This window comes from Streptomyces sp. NPDC102514, assembly GCF_055584525.1.
Map to the genome: position 1 here is coordinate 90925 of NZ_JBVJLW010000020.1, position 13624 is coordinate 104548.

General features: G+C 71.5%; 12 protein-coding genes. 7 read left to right on the forward strand and 5 right to left on the reverse strand.

Features of this window, described 5'->3' with window-relative positions; genetic code table 11:
• Window positions 1–692 precede the first annotated feature (692 nt).
• Window positions 693–1382, forward strand: a complete 690-nt coding sequence (locus tag ACZ60E_RS38040; protein ID WP_384800212.1) for an RNA polymerase sigma factor — start codon at window positions 693–695, stop codon at window positions 1380–1382.
• A complete protein-coding gene (locus ACZ60E_RS38045; protein ID WP_469446505.1) occupies window positions 1382–2554 on the forward strand; it encodes a hypothetical protein in 1173 nt (390 codons plus the stop codon). Before ACZ60E_RS38040 ends, ACZ60E_RS38045 begins: the two co-directional genes overlap by 1 nt.
• A 209-nt stretch (window positions 2555–2763) precedes the next feature.
• Here the strand turns inward: ACZ60E_RS38045 and ACZ60E_RS38050 are convergent, their stop codons facing one another.
• Entirely contained in the window at window positions 2764–3612 is an 849-nt protein-coding gene (locus ACZ60E_RS38050; protein WP_384800206.1) for a L,D-transpeptidase family protein, read from the reverse strand.
• Window positions 3613–3731: 119 nt separating this feature from the next.
• Here ACZ60E_RS38050 and leuE point away from each other — a divergent pair, with 119 nt between their 5' ends.
• Window positions 3732–4385: a leucine efflux protein LeuE gene (gene leuE / locus ACZ60E_RS38055; protein WP_469446507.1), complete on the forward strand. Its 654-nt coding sequence runs from the start codon at window positions 3732–3734 to the stop codon at window positions 4383–4385.
• 35 nt (window positions 4386–4420) lie between these two features.
• Here leuE and ACZ60E_RS38060 read toward each other — a convergent pair whose 3' ends face one another.
• Window positions 4421–5926, reverse strand: coding sequence for an FAD-dependent oxidoreductase (locus ACZ60E_RS38060; RefSeq protein WP_469446508.1), 1506 nt, complete (start codon window positions 5924–5926; stop codon window positions 4421–4423).
• A 93-nt stretch (window positions 5927–6019) separates the two neighbouring features.
• Here ACZ60E_RS38060 and ACZ60E_RS38065 point away from each other — a divergent pair, with 93 nt between their 5' ends.
• Together ACZ60E_RS38065 and ACZ60E_RS38070 are read left to right on the forward strand one after the other, a co-directional pair.
• Entirely contained in the window at window positions 6020–6661 is a 642-nt protein-coding gene (locus ACZ60E_RS38065) for a TetR/AcrR family transcriptional regulator (protein WP_469446510.1), read from the forward strand.
• Complete coding sequence (locus ACZ60E_RS38070; protein WP_469446511.1) at window positions 6648–6887, forward strand: hypothetical protein; 240 nt, start codon at window positions 6648–6650, stop codon at window positions 6885–6887. The genes ACZ60E_RS38065 and ACZ60E_RS38070 overlap by 14 nt, the downstream gene beginning before the upstream one ends.
• 232 nt (window positions 6888–7119) lie before the next feature.
• Here the strand turns inward: ACZ60E_RS38070 and ACZ60E_RS38075 are convergent, their stop codons facing one another.
• Genes ACZ60E_RS38075 through ACZ60E_RS38085 form a run of 3 tightly spaced genes read right to left on the reverse strand, consistent with a single transcriptional unit; the run spans window position 7120 to window position 10606 of the window.
• Window positions 7120–8301 (reverse strand): acyltransferase family protein, encoded by a 1182-nt coding sequence (locus tag ACZ60E_RS38075; RefSeq protein ID WP_469446513.1) that lies wholly within the window; start codon window positions 8299–8301, stop codon window positions 7120–7122.
• Window positions 8298–9632, reverse strand: a complete 1335-nt coding sequence (locus tag ACZ60E_RS38080) for an alpha-2,8-polysialyltransferase family protein (protein WP_453791990.1) — start codon at window positions 9630–9632, stop codon at window positions 8298–8300. The genes ACZ60E_RS38075 and ACZ60E_RS38080 overlap by 4 nt, the downstream gene beginning before the upstream one ends.
• Window positions 9629–10606: a glycosyltransferase family 2 protein gene (locus ACZ60E_RS38085; RefSeq protein WP_366784352.1), complete on the reverse strand. Its 978-nt coding sequence runs from the start codon at window positions 10604–10606 to the stop codon at window positions 9629–9631. Before ACZ60E_RS38085 ends, ACZ60E_RS38080 begins: the two co-directional genes overlap by 4 nt.
• Before the next feature lie 198 nt (window positions 10607–10804).
• On the opposite strand from ACZ60E_RS38085, the gene ACZ60E_RS38090 reads away from it, so the two are divergent.
• Window positions 10805–12172, forward strand: coding sequence for a DUF6716 putative glycosyltransferase (locus ACZ60E_RS38090; protein WP_469446514.1), 1368 nt, complete (start codon window positions 10805–10807; stop codon window positions 12170–12172).
• 145 nt (window positions 12173–12317) lie between these two features.
• The gene (locus ACZ60E_RS38095) at window positions 12318–13616 is read left to right on the forward strand and encodes a cytidylyltransferase domain-containing protein (RefSeq protein ID WP_469446516.1); all 1299 of its coding nucleotides are present in this window, start codon (window positions 12318–12320) and stop codon (window positions 13614–13616) included.
• The last annotated feature ends 8 nt before the right edge of the window (window positions 13617–13624 follow it).

Genomic DNA, 13624 nt, shown 5'->3' on the forward strand with positions numbered 1-13624 from the left:
GGCGGGCCTCGCCAAGCTGGCGGCGGTTTCCTCGCTGTGAGTTGTTCCGTGGCGCCCCACGGCAGCAGGCTGCCGATGGGGTGGTTGCGCAGCACCAAATCCGGGGGGTGGTGGATCGGGTTTGGCGGACTGGCGCCTGCGGCCTGTAGTGCTCGCTGAACATGCCCCCGCATGCCGTGATCCTTTGGAAAGAGTGTTCGCTGGAGAATCCGGTGAGGGTCTCCGTGAATGTGAGGCGCTGCTCAGAAGGCTACGCCGCGGCCGTGAGGCGAGCACTGTGCTGGAGGGGCCCACAGCACCGGCGTCTGAGCCGGTACTTGGCGCACAGCCACAAAGAGCGCGAAAAGCGCAAAGAGCAAGAAGAATGAGGACGGTTGACGGGAAGAGGCACCGGCTCCGCCGATGGCAACGGCCGGGGCCGCCACCCCCCACAGGAGAGGCCCCGGCCGTCGCGCGGCACGGGCCGCGCGGCGGCCCGTACTCTCCTCAGCGCCGCCGGTGCGTTTTGTGTCACACCTGAGGCCGCAACGAGTTAGTTGCATGTTGTACGGACATGGACGCGCCCCGGTTTCAAGCCGTAACGTGCATTTCGCGCCGGATGCGGGGCAGGACCGCAACCATCGACCGAGAGACCACGACGGAGATGACCCGGCCCGCGAGAGCGGCGCCGGCTGGGCGCAATAAGGGGCGCGGTGCTGGGGGACGACGCGGAGCTGACCGCCGCGGTGCTTGCCGCACAGTACGGAGACGAGACCGCGTTCCGGACTGTGTACCGAGCCGTGCATCCACGGCTCCTGGGGTATGTGCGGACGCTGGTCGGTGACCCGGACGCCGAGGACGTGACGTCCGAGGCCTGGCTGCAGATCGCCCGCGACCTCGAACGGTTCAGCGGAGACGCCGACCGCTTCCGCGGCTGGGCGGCCCGGATAGCCCGTAACCGCGCGCTCGACCACATACGCATGCGCGGGCGGCGCCCCGCGATAGGCGGCGACGAGAGCGAACTGACCGGCAGGGCGGCCGAGTCCGACACCGCGGGTGAGGCCATGGAGGCGCTCGCCACGGGCCGCACCCTCTCCCTCATCGCCCAGCTCCCGCAGGACCAGGCGGAAGCCGTCGTGCTGCGGGTCGTCGTCGGCCTCGACGCCAAGACCGCCGCGGACACCCTCGGCAAACGGCCCGGCGCCGTCCGCACGGCGGCCCACCGCGGACTCAAGCGCCTCGCGGAACTGCTCGGCGCGGACCCGGAGGCGGCTGCTCCGGAATCCGTGGGCTCCCTGGCCTCGGTACCCCAGCAGAGACCCCCGCACACGGAGCCGCGGACCCGTGCGGTGACGTCGGCCGGTGTGACGCATACGCCTTCGCGTACGCAGAAGGACATGTGATGGCCGACGAGCGCTCTGTTTTCCCGGGGGACGATCCCACGCCGCCCGGCCGGTGGCTGGACCGCGACGCGGCGGAACGGCTGCTGCGCGGAGAACCGCTCGAAGCCGTCGACGCCGACATCCGCGCCCAGGCCGACCGGCTCGCCGAGGCGCTCGAAGAACTGGGCGCGACCGGTGCCGAGTTCGCGCCGGCCGGCGCTGCCGGTGACCGGAGTGCCGAACTCCCGGGCGAGGAAGCCGCGTTGGCCGCCTTCCGTTCGGCGCGCTCCGGCCGGAGCGCGGAGTCGGCCTTCGCCGGACCCTCCCGTACGCGGTCCTCGGCACCCTTCCCCTCCCCGTCGGCCTCCACGTCCCTGGGGGCCTCCCTGGACGCGGGACTCGTCCGGCTGGGCCGTTTCACCCCGGACCACCGCACCCGTTCCCCGTGGGGCCGCCCGGTGCGCTTCGGCCTCGCCGCCGCGCTGGCCGCCGGGATGATCGGCGGGGTCGCCGTGGCCGCCACCGCCGGTGTCCTGGCCTTCGGCGGGGGCGGACCGGAACCGGGCGCCTCCGCGACGGCCGACGCCACCCGGGACCACCCGCTCCGCACCCCGTCCCCCGAGGCGACCAGCCGCGGCGACGACCCGCGGCCCGAGGGCAGCGCGGGCGCACCGACCGGCGGGAACCTGGCCCCGGGCGGCGAAACCCCCGAGGACACGGGTACGGGCGCGCAGCCCGACTCCGACGACACCGGCCGCCAGAACCGGCAGGCGCAGCGCTGGGCCAGGATCGCCTCGGCCTGCCGTGACATCCGCGACGGCAAGGACCTCGACGACGGGCGCAGACGCACCCTGGAGGACGCGGCCCGGGGCGCCGAGCAGGTGCAGAAGTACTGCAGGAGCATCCTGAGGACCTGGAACCACGGCGACTCCGACGACGACTGGAGCGACGGTTCCGGGCACAACGATCCCGGCAAGGGCGACAACGGCAAGGGCGACGACCGCGGCGGCGACGGTGGCGACGGCGGCGGAAACGGCGGCGGCAGCGGTGACGGCGGCGGCAACGGCGGTGGTGACGGCCACGGCGGTGACGACCGCGGCCACATAGGGACGGGCACGTTCCGGGGCGACGGGGGCAAGGCGGCCCCGACCCCGGGGATCAGTGCCCTCACGGCGCCGACCGGTCGCCTCTGACCTGCGATTCCGTTCCGTCTACACGCGTGTGCCGTCCCGGTGTGACGTTTTCAGCCGCCCCGACGCAGTACTAAGCGAGCCGACTGGTCATCGGCTGTCGCACGAGCCGGGGTTCCCCCCGTACTCACGGCTCAGTGCACAAAAGGCGCGGGCGGGACACGTTCCCCCGGTCCCGCCCGCGCCCGCACACCTTCTCCGCCGTACGGCGCTCACCAGTAGATGACGACCTTGTCGCCGTCCCTGACCTGCGCGAACAGCGCCGCGATCTTCCCCTCGTCCCGTACGTTCACACAGCCGTGCGAGCCGCCGTAGTAGCCCGTCCCCGCGAAGTCCGCGGAGTAGTGGACCGCCTGGCCGCCGCTGAAGAACATCGCGTACGGCATGGGTGAGTCGTAGAGCGTCGACACATGATGACGCGACTTGAAGTAGACGTCGAAGACACCTTCGCGGGTGGGCGTGTACTGCGCGCCGAAGCGCACCTCCATCACGGAGACCGTGCGGCCGTCGATCATCCAGCGCAGGGTGCGGCTGGTCTTGCTGATGCACAGCACCCGGCCCGTCATACAGCGCGGGTCCGGTTTCGCGGCCGGCTGGCCGCCCGACGCGTACAGGTCCCACTTGCCCGGCGCGTGGGTCATCCCCAGCAGCCGCTGCCAGGTCACCGCGTCCGTGGTGCCCGTCTTCGGCAGGCCGCGCTTGCCCTGGAAACCCTTGACCGCGTAGACCGTCGAGGCGTCGTACGTGCCCGTGGGCCCCTCGTAGAGCCACAGCACCTGTCGCAGCCGGGCCTGCAACTCCCGTACGTCCCCGCCCCGGTCGCCCGGCGACCACAGGACCTTGGCCGCGGACCGCCCTGCGGAACTCGGCGGCTTGGCGTCACCGGGGGAGCGGCCGGCCGGTGAGGACGCACCGGAGGACGGCGCCGTACCGGCGGCGGGCGAGCCGGAGGGTGAGGTGCCCGGCGGGCCCGCGGGCTGGATGGTGCACCCGCTCACCACGGTGAGCGCTGCCAGTGCCGTCGCCGCCGCGACCGATCTCCACACACCTGGTGTACGCATTTGAACCCCCCGCCGCTCATCGATCCGGTCACCGAGGTGCCGTGGTGACATCCGAGCGGCCGTCTCGTCCCGCGGAACTCCATCCTGCGCTGTCATACCCGGATGCGACACTGCCTCTCATGCTTGGCGTAACCGATCTCCCCACCTATCTCGTGGGCCTCGTGCTGATTGTTCTGCTGCCGGGGCCGAACTCGCTCTATGTGCTGTCCGTCGCCGCGCGGCGGGGTGTCAGGACCGGATATCAGGCCTCCGCCGGTGTCTGGTGCGGCGACGCCGTGCTGATGACGCTGTCCGCGGCCGGTGTCGCGTCCCTGTTGCAGGCCAACGCCCTGCTGTTCGGGATCGTGAAGTACGCGGGCGCCGGGTATCTCACCTGGCTGGCCTTCGGGATGCTGCGGGCCGCGTGGCAGATGTGGCGGACCCGGCGGGAGCGGGGCGAGGCCGAGGAGACCGTCCCGCAGGCCGTCGAGGAGCGGCCCTTCCGGCGGGCGCTCGTCATCAGCCTGTTCAACCCGAAGGCGATCCTGTTCTTCGTCGCCTTCTTCGTGCAGTTCGTCGACCCCGGCTACGCGTATCCGGCCCTGTCGTTCGTCGTGCTCGGCGCCTTCGCCCAGGTCGCGAGCTTCCTCTACCTCAGCGCGCTGATATTCGGCGGGACGAAGCTGGCGGCGGCCTTCACGCGGCGCAGGCGGCTCTCCGCGGGGGCCACCTCCGCCGCCGGCGCGCTCTTCCTGGGTTTCGCCGTGAAGCTGTCGCTCGCCAGCTCCGTCTGAGGGCCCCTGAAGCAGCCCTGGTAGTCCTGGCGGTCCTAGAGGGCGCCCACGCGCGCCGCGTACTCCGCCAGGCCCTGCGCCGACCCGCCCGGTTCGCCCGATCCGCCCGCCCAGCCCACGTAACCGTCGGGGCGGACCAGGAACACCCCGGTTCCGTACGCCTCGTACGCGGGGAAGCGGACCGTGCGGACGCCCGGGAGGTCCGGCACCCCGCTGTCCGTGCTGCCGACCGTGAGCAGGGTCCAGTGCGGGCCCCGGAAGGCGTCGAAGAGGCGGGTTCCGGCGCGGGTGCCGTCCGGTGCGCGGTCGCCTGCCCGGAGAGCCTCCTCGGGCAGGTCCGTACGCGTCTCCACCGCCAGCGCCGAACCCCGGTAGCCGAGGCCGAGCTGCTGGGTGGCCGCACCGCGCCGCACCTCGCCGCGGTGGACGCCGGTGGACAGGCCCAGCATCTGCGCGGCGATGGGCATCCGCTCCTCCTCGTACGAGTCGAGGAGGGCGGCCGGGGCGGACCCCCGCAGCACGGCCGCGAACTTCCAGCCCAGGTTGTAGGCGTCCTGGACGCTGGTGTTGAGGCCCTGGCCGCCCGCGGGCGAGTGGACGTGGGCCGCGTCACCCGCAAGGAAGACCCGACCGTCCCGGAACCGGTCCGCCATCGCGGCCCGCGGCCGGAACTCGGAGGCCCAGCGGACCTCGGTCACGTCGTCCGCGGACAGATGCGTGCGCGTGGCGACCAGCTTGCGGATGCCGTCGAGGGACAGGTCCGGCTCGGCGGACGGGTCCGCGAAACCGGCCGCCAGCTGGAAGTCCTCGGTGTGCGGGAGGGGGCAGATCCCCAGGAAGCCGCCCTGGAGGCCGGGCCCGGCCTCGGTGGGCGGGAAGAAGTGCCAGTTGTCGCGGTCGAGCCCGGTGACGCGGATGTCCGCGACCAGCGCCGGAGCCGGGTCCACGGTCTCGCCGGTCATCCCGATGCCCAGCGCGCGCCGCACGGCCGACCGGCCGCCGTCCGCGGCGACGGCGTAGCGGGCGCGCACCGGGGCGCCGGAGGCGAAGCTCGCCGTCACCCCTTCGGTGTCCTGGGCGAGGCCCACCAGTTCCCGGCCGAAGGCGACGCCGCCGCCCAGCTCCGCCAGGCGCGCGTACAGGATCTCCTGTGTCCTCCACTGCGGCACCATCAGCGCGAAGCCCGCGTACGGGTCGGCCTCCGTCGCCTCGACCTCGTCGAACATCCGGTGCTCGCCCTGCCGCTGCCCGTCCTTCCAGACCATCCCGACGGGGTACGTGCCGCCGCCCGCCCGGAGCGCGTCCAGTACGCCGAGGTCGTCGAAGACCTCCTGGGTGCGCGGCTGGATCCCCTTGCCGCGCGAGCCGGGGAAGAGGGTGGCGGACCGCTCCACGACGAGGGCGCGTACGCCGTGCCGGGCGAGGTCGAGCGCGAGGGCGAGTCCGGTGGGCCCGGCGCCCACGATCAGGACGTCGGTCTCGGTTGGTACGGCGGCGGTGTCCACGGTGGTGTCCCCGGCGGCATGCGTTTCGGTGTCCACGGCGATCTCCTTAACGTCGTTAAGTTACTTGGGTCGAGGATGCACTTAACGCCGTTAAGCTGTCAAGGAGAGACCTCCGGATAGGGTGCGACCGTGGCTGTAGGGAAGATCGACCGAGCGCTGGTGGCCGACACGGCGCTGCGCCTGCTGAACGAGGTCGGCCTCAACGGCCTCAGCCTCCGCGTCATCGCCAAGGAGCTGGACGTCAAGGCGCCCGCCCTCTACTGGCACTTCAAGGACAAGCAGGCGCTGCTGGACGAGATGGCGACGGAGATGTACCGGCGGATGATCGCCAGTACCTCGATCCCGCCGGGCACGGACTGGCGCGAGCGGCTTCTCGTGGCCAACCGCGGTCTGCGGGCCGCGCTGCTGAGCTACCGCGACGGGGCCAAGGTCTTCAGCGGCTCACGCTTCACCGGCACCGAGCACGCCGCCCAGATGGAGGGGAACCTGCGCGCCTTCGTGGACGCCGGGTTCACCCTCCGGCAGGGGGTACGCGCCTTCACCACCGCGTATCTGTACACGCTGGGCTTCGTCACCGAGGAGCAGGGCGTGTATCCGCTGCCGGGGGAGCGCCGCGAGGGCTACGACGTGGACGCGCGCGCCGAGATGCTCGCCGACCACCCCCTGTCGGCGGCGGCGGGCTCGGTGATCTTCGAGGGGTACGACGAGGGGTTCGAGGAAGGGCTCGAACTGCTCCTGGCCGGGATCGAGGCACGCTGTGGAATCGGCTGAACCGAGCGGCCGGCCCGGCCCGGAACCGGCCGATACGGGGGCGGTCGAGGACGGCGGGGCGGCCGAGGTGCCCGAGCGCGTCGAGGGCCTCGTCGACTTCGTCCCCGACCCCGCCGCCCGTGCCGAACTCGCCCGCCGGATGTCCGAGCTCGCCGACCTCATCGACGAGGCCGGCGACGCGCTCGGCGAGATCCTCCAGGACGTTCAGCGGCTGCGGCGGGACTAGGGCCTGTCTGACCATTCCCGTCTGCCTGGCGACGCCATGCACGCACTCTCGCCGCACCGGGCACAGAGCCAAGTACGTCCAGTACGAGGCTCTGCGCCCGGCACTCCCCCAGCCTCCGGCCGGGGGGACCCCCAGAGCACGCACCTGACGCCGCCCGGCCGCCCTGCGGGCGACGACGGGAATGGTCAGACAGGCCCTGGCAGGCGCGGCAGGCGCGGCAGGCGTGTGAAGTTCAGCGTGGGTTTGACAGGGACGAGCGCAGCCGTGGGGTCAGCCGGTCCTCGACGAGCCGGTTCAGCAGCCAGGCCAGGGCCAGCATCGTCACGACCGTCAGCAGCGCCGTCGCGTACGACGGCAGGCCCAGGCTCTGGTGGTAGGCCTTGATGGCGACCCAGCCCAGGTGCTCGTGGACCAGGTAGAAGGGGTACGTCAGCGCCCCGGCCACCGTCAGCCAGGACCAGTTCGCCCGGTTCAGCCAGCCCAGCGCGACCGCGGCGACCGCCACGAAGCCCAGGGTGACGACGAGGACGATCCCGGTCGAGCTGCGGTTGGAGAAGAACTGCGGGTCGGGCGCGTGCCACAGCCGCGCCACCGCGTAGTGCTGGCCGATCAGCCAGCTCACGAGCACGATGCCCCACGCGTACGCGTCGCGCCGGTCGCGGTGCACGAGGTAGAGGCCGATGCCGCCGATGAAGAACGGCGCGTACTCGGGCATCAGGATCAGGTCGAGCAGCGGCTCGTGCGCCGCCTGGGCGATCGCCGCGGCCAGGGTCCAGCTCGCGCAGAACAGGATCACGCGCCGCCGGGTCGCCCCGGGCAGGACCACGCAGAGCGCGAACAGGGCGTAGAAGCGGACCTCGGCCCAGAGCGTCCAGCAGACGCCGAGCACCCGGTCGACGCCCAGCGGTTGCTGCAGCAGCGTCAGGTTCACCAGCGCGTCACTGGGCGAGACGGCGTGGTAGGCGACCACCGGCAGCGCGAAGACGGCCGTGACGATGACGATCGCCGCCCAGTACGCCGGCATCAGCCGGGAGACCCGCGAGGCGAAGAACGAGCGCAGACTCCGTCCCCAGCCGCTCATGCAGATCACGAAGCCGCTGATCACGAAGAAGATCTGGACGCCCAGGCAGCCGTACGCGAACCAGGTGTGGAGCGTGGGGAACTGGAGCTGGGGCGAGGTGCCCCAGGCCCCTGTCACCTCGCCGTCCCGGCCGCCGTAGTGGTACGCGGCGACCATGAGGGCGGCGATCAGCCGAAGCCCGTCCAGCGCGCGCAGGCGCGGGGCGTGCTTCTTGGGGACTATCCGGGGTGGGACAGGAGCGCTGTCGCCCGCCTCGGTGGAGGCACCCGCCCCGGGAGAGGAGTCCGTCCCCGGAGAGGACGTGAGGGCGGGCGAAGAATCCACGGTGCTCATCCGAGAGTGGCCCTCTTCAGGGATCGGGCGCGCTTGGCCACACGACGTACCGTCGCGTTGCGCGGGATGAAGGCGAGCTGCGCCGGTACCGCGCCGGGCAGTCCCAGCGAGGTGAGGCGCCGCCGCTTGAAGTAACGCCAGGTGTGGGCGTTCAGACGCCGGGTCAGATACTGCTCGGCGCCCGGCCGGGTGTCCGGGTAGATCTTGGGCTGCATCGCGAAGCCCACGGCCCGTACCAGTTCGGACAGTTCCTCGGCGGTCATGCCCTGGCGCTGTCCGGTGACGGCCGCGCTGTCCGTCAGCTCCGGCAGCAGCGCGTCCACGATCGTGACGGGGACGCGGTTGCTGTTCTCGTACGGGGTGAGGCGTTCCAGGAGGGGTTCGGTGCCGATGCGGGCGACCGGGAGGCCGTACAGCGCGGAGGCCGTGAGCAGTGCGGTGGAGAAGCAGCCCACCACCAGCGCGGGACGCATCCGCTGGTAGAGCACCTCGGCGAGGACCGGGGTGTCGAGCACCGTGAGGTCGGCGCCGATCCGCTCGGCCTCCTTCTCCAGGGCGCGCGACCAGCGGGCCGGCGCGCTGGGGTGCGGCTTGAAGACGATCCGGGCGTGCCCGAGTGCGACGGCGCCCTTGAGCATCCGTACGTGCAGGTCCTCCTCCTCCTCGGCGGTGAGGATGCCGAGGGCGGAGAGGTACTGGCCGAGCAGCAGGGCCGGTTCGTCGATTGCGGGCAACTCGTCGCCCGTCTTGACGAGTTCGGCCAGGACGTCGGTGAAGACCTCGGTCGGCACGATCTCCGGTCCGACACCGAACTCCGTGAGCAGCAGCGGAGTGAGGCCCGGCACCAGGTCGAGGTGGAGGAGCCGGTCGATCCGTGTGCCGACCAGCGGGTCGATCTTGTTGCGGGTCGGGCCGTAGCTCATCAGGCCGTCGGCGTAGACGGTGACGGGGGCGCCCGTGAAGATCTGGGTGAGGCCGAGCGCCGGGTTCACCTGGATCGACTCGACGATCAGCTCGACGTCGTCGTCGCCGAGCCCCCAGGCGAGCCGCAGATGCCGCTCCCACAGCGGTACGTCGTCGAGCCGCGGGGCCCAACCGCCCGGGTGGAACGGGGAGATGGTCTCGTTCCACGAGATCACGTCGTCGAACCGGCCGCGCAGCTGCGTGAAGCCGGGCATCTCGTCGACGCCGGGTGTCGTCTCGGGTGTCGCCGCGTTGTTGGAGACCAGCAGGACACGCCGGTCCGCGGGGCGGAAGCATTCGGCGTCGACGGCGGCGGCGAGCGTCGCCGTGCCGTACAGCGTCGACGCCATGAAGATCTGGGTGGTCACGCGGACACCCCCGCGGCCGCCGGCCGGCGACGCAGCCGACGCAGTCGCGTCGCGCGCTGTATGTCCATGGAGTCGAGGGCGTCATCGAGGACGTCCTGCGGCATACGCCGCAATGCGACGGCACTCATCGACTTCAGTTTTCGTGCCACTGGCGGCTCGAACCTTTCGATGGATCCCAGGTGATGGGAAATAATCGCACAGTAGGTCCGCACGGCCTTCGGCAGGAGTTTATCGGCGTCCCGGTCCTGTGCCGTTTCGCTTACCACCTGGTCGAACGCGCGAATGAAATCCAGCTGCCGTACGTCACCGATCTGCGTCAGTGAGGAGGCGACACCGCGCCGGTAGAACACCCCGAGCAGGCCCACCGTGGCGAACGATTCCGCCTCCCGGTGCAGCTTCCAGATCCACGGCCGGTCCTCGGCCGTGCGCAGCCCGTCGGTGAAGTGCAGCAGGCCCCGGTCGGCCAGTCTGCGGTGGTAGATGCCGGCCCACGCGTACGCGTAGTCGACGGAGGTGGAGCGGTCGGCGGGCAGGATCGCCTCGCGCGGATCGAGGACGACACCGCGCCTGCCGTACGGCACGCGGTGGATGGTGCGGGCCCGCGCGGTGCACTGGACATGGTCCGTGCGCACGAAGTCGCAGCCCAACCCCTCGATGGAGGCGAGCAGTTGCTCGTAATAGCCGGGGGCGAGCCAGTCGTCCCCGTCGAGGAACGTGAGGTACTCGCCCTGTGCCGCGTCGATGCCGGTGTTGCGCGCGGTGGCCAGTCCTCCGTTCTGCTCGTGTCTGACATGCACCGCGCCCGGGAGCTCGCGCTCCGCGCGCGCGAGGATGTCCGGCGTCTCGTCGCGGGAACAGTCGTCGACGAGAATGAACTCGAAGTCGTCGCGTGCGTTCGCACGCAGACTCTTCAGGGTGTCGGGCGCATATTGCTGCACGTTGTAGAACGGCACGATGACGGAGAGCTTGACCACCCACGTGACGTTAGGCGGCGGCCCGGCATTCGTCTTGACCGCCGGTGAGATGTCAGGTGAACGACACGTGGCGGAATGGTGAACCGGGCCTTATTGCGGGCGGATCGGGGGTCGCATCGCCATTCGGCGGTGTGCTGTTAACCCTTTGTTGTATTCCGGTTGGGCCGGTGATCGGAATCGCTTCCTAGCGTCTTCGGTGTGCCAGCAAGTACCACGAAGTCCCTGCGAGTGGCCGTCCTCGCCGATTCCGACACCCGGTGGAAATGGGGCGCGCTCACCGCGAACCGTATCGCACCGGCCGATTCGGACATCAGGCTCGACGGCTACCTCCTGAGGGGCCGTGCGACCCCCACCGCCCGTCAGCTCGAAGAGGTCGGCGTACGCGCCGACTCCCTCCGCGAGGTCACCGCCGTCGAGTTCCTCAGGGAGATGGCCCGCGAGGAGTCCGCGTACGACGTCCTCGTGCTGTCCCTCGTCGGGGGCGGTGTCCAGGCGATGCTGCACGGGCTCTCCCACCAGTGGCGGGAGCGCGCGGCGACGGGCAGCACGAAGCGGCCCGTGGTCGTCACCGGCTATGTCGGCGTCGTCTACGAGAAGCTCGCCGACGGACTGCTCCTGCGGCACGGCGCGGACCTCGTCCTCGCCAACTCCCGCCAGGACGCGGACCGTTTCACCGCCGTGTACGAGGGAGTGGGCGCCGACGCCTCCTCGGTGACCGAGGTCGCCCTGCCGTTCCTCGGCGGCGACCCGTACGAGAAGCACGACCCCTGCACGGTCGTCTTCGCCGCGCAGCCCTCCGTGCCGGAGAGCCGCAAGGACCGTACGTACCTGCTGAACCGGCTCGTCCAGCACGCCAGGCTGCACCCGGACCGCGAGGTCCTGCTGAAGCTGCGGTCCAAGCCGGGCGAGCACACCACCCACATCGAGGAGCAGCCCTACCAGCGCCTCGCGGAGCGGATCCCCGGCGGCCTGCCCGCCAACTTCCGCCTCGTGTACGGGCACATGGGCGAGGTCCTCGACCGTACGGACCTGCTGGTCACCGTCAGTTCCACGGCGGCGCTCGAATCACTGCACCGGCGGATCCCCACCGTGGTCCTCACCGACCTCGGGGTGCGCGAGTCGCTCGGCAACCACCACTTCGTGGGCTCCGGCTGCCTCGCCTCCTGGGACCAGCTGGACGACGGACACATCCCGTCGCCCGACGAACGGTGGGTCGCCCGGCAGGGTGTCGCCGCCGGAGGGTCCGACGCCGGGAGTTCACCGGCCGAGGGCGGCTCGTACGAGACGGCCTTCGACGCGGCCCGCGAGCGGATCGCCGGGCTGCTCGCCGGGGGCACGCTGCCCGACCTCGCCCCCTACTACACGCCCGTCACCGCGCCCGGCTACCTGCCCGGCATCCTCGCCCGCCACCACCTCGCCCCGGACGGCAGCCCGCTGCCCGGCGCGCCCGACGCCGAACGGGAGCCGGGGCCCGTGCGGCAGATCGTGCGGCGCGCCGCACGCGGTGCCTACCGACACGGGGTGCAGCGAGTGGCTCCGGTCATCCGGCGGATGGGGGAGTTGTGAGCTCCTCCACGCCGGAGGCCCAGCGGCCCACTGCCGTCTTGAACCTGCGGGTTCGTCGTGGCTGGGCGCGCCGTTCCCCGCGCCCCTTCGGGGGCGCCGTACGGCGGGCCCCTTCCACGCGACTGCCAACCAAGGAGTACAGCGAATGACCAACTCGGAAGCGGGACGGCTGAAGTCGGTGCCCCGTGTGCTCGCGGTGATTCCGGCGCGGGGCGGCTCCAAGGGTGTCCCCTCCAAGAACCTCCTCCCCGTCGGCGGTGTGCCGCTGGTCGCCCGTGCGGTGCGCGAGTGCCGTGCGGCCCGGCTGGTGACGGACGTCGTGGTCTCCACCGACGACCAGGCGATCGCCTCCGCCGCCCGTGAGGCGGGCGCCGAGGTCGTGCTGCGGCCCGCCGCCATCGCCGGTGACACGGCGACCTCCGAGGCGGCCGTCCTGCACGCCATGGACGCCCACGAGGCCCTGCACGGCTCCGCCGTCGACGCCGTACTCCTCGTGCAGTGCACCAGCCCCTTCATCGTCCGCGAGGACATCGACGGAGTGGCCGGCGCGGTCGTGGAGAACGGCGCGGACACCGCGCTGACCGTGGCGCCCTTCCACGGGTTCGTGTGGCGGGACGCCGACGACGACCCGGCGCCGGTAGACACCGAGCGCACCCGGTCCGTCGGCGGCGCCACCGCCCTCGCCAACGCCACGGCCACCGACGGCGGTTACGGCGTCAACCACGACAAGTCCTTCCGCCCGCGCCGCCAGGACCGCCCCCAGGACCTCCTGGAGACCGGCGCCGCCTACGCCATGAACGCGGCTGGCCTGCGCGAGCACAAGCACCGCTTCTTCGGCCGGACGGAACTGGTCCGCACCGACCCCGCGCGGGTCCTGGAGATCGACGACCCGCACGACCTCGCCCGCGCCCGGGCCCTCGCGCCGCTCTTCGACGCGAACCGGCCCGGCACGCTCCCGACCGCCGCCGACATCGACGCGGTCGTCCTCGACTTCGACGGCACCCAGACCGACGACAGGGTGCTGATCGACTCCGACGGAAAGGAGTTCGTCTCCGTGCACCGCGGTGACGGACTCGGTATCGCGGCCCTCCGCAGGAGCGGCCTGTCGATGCTGATCCTTTCCACGGAACAGAACCCGGTCGTCGCCGCCCGCGCACGGAAGCTCAAGATCCCCGTGCTGCACGGCATCGACCGGAAAGACCTCGCACTGAAGCAGTGGTGCGAGGAACAGGGCATCGCGCCCGAGCGCGTGCTCTACGTCGGCAACGACGTCAACGACCTCCCGTGCTTCGCCCTCGTCGGCTGGCCCGTGGCGGTCGCGAGCGCCCACGACGTCGTACGCGGCGCCGCACGCGCGGTCACCACCGTCCCCGGTGGCGACGGCGCGATCCGGGAGATCGCCAGCTGGATCCTCGGCCCCTCTCTCGATTCCCTCGACAAGTAAGGAACGTC

Excerpts from the sequence above, each read along its gene's own strand:
- ACZ60E_RS38075 (WP_469446513.1), bottom strand. The coding sequence starts at position 8,301 with ATGAGCACCGTGGATTCTTCGCCCGCCCTCACGTCCTCTCCGGGGACG.
- ACZ60E_RS38095 (WP_469446516.1), top strand. The coding sequence starts at position 12,318 with ATGACCAACTCGGAAGCGGGACGGCTGAAGTCGGTGCCCCGTGTGCTC.
- ACZ60E_RS38050 (WP_384800206.1), bottom strand. The coding sequence starts at position 3,612 with ATGCGTACACCAGGTGTGTGGAGATCGGTCGCGGCGGCGACGGCACTG.
- leuE (WP_469446507.1), top strand. The coding sequence starts at position 3,732 with ATGCTTGGCGTAACCGATCTCCCCACCTATCTCGTGGGCCTCGTGCTG.
- ACZ60E_RS38045 (WP_469446505.1), top strand. The coding sequence starts at position 1,382 with ATGGCCGACGAGCGCTCTGTTTTCCCGGGGGACGATCCCACGCCGCCC.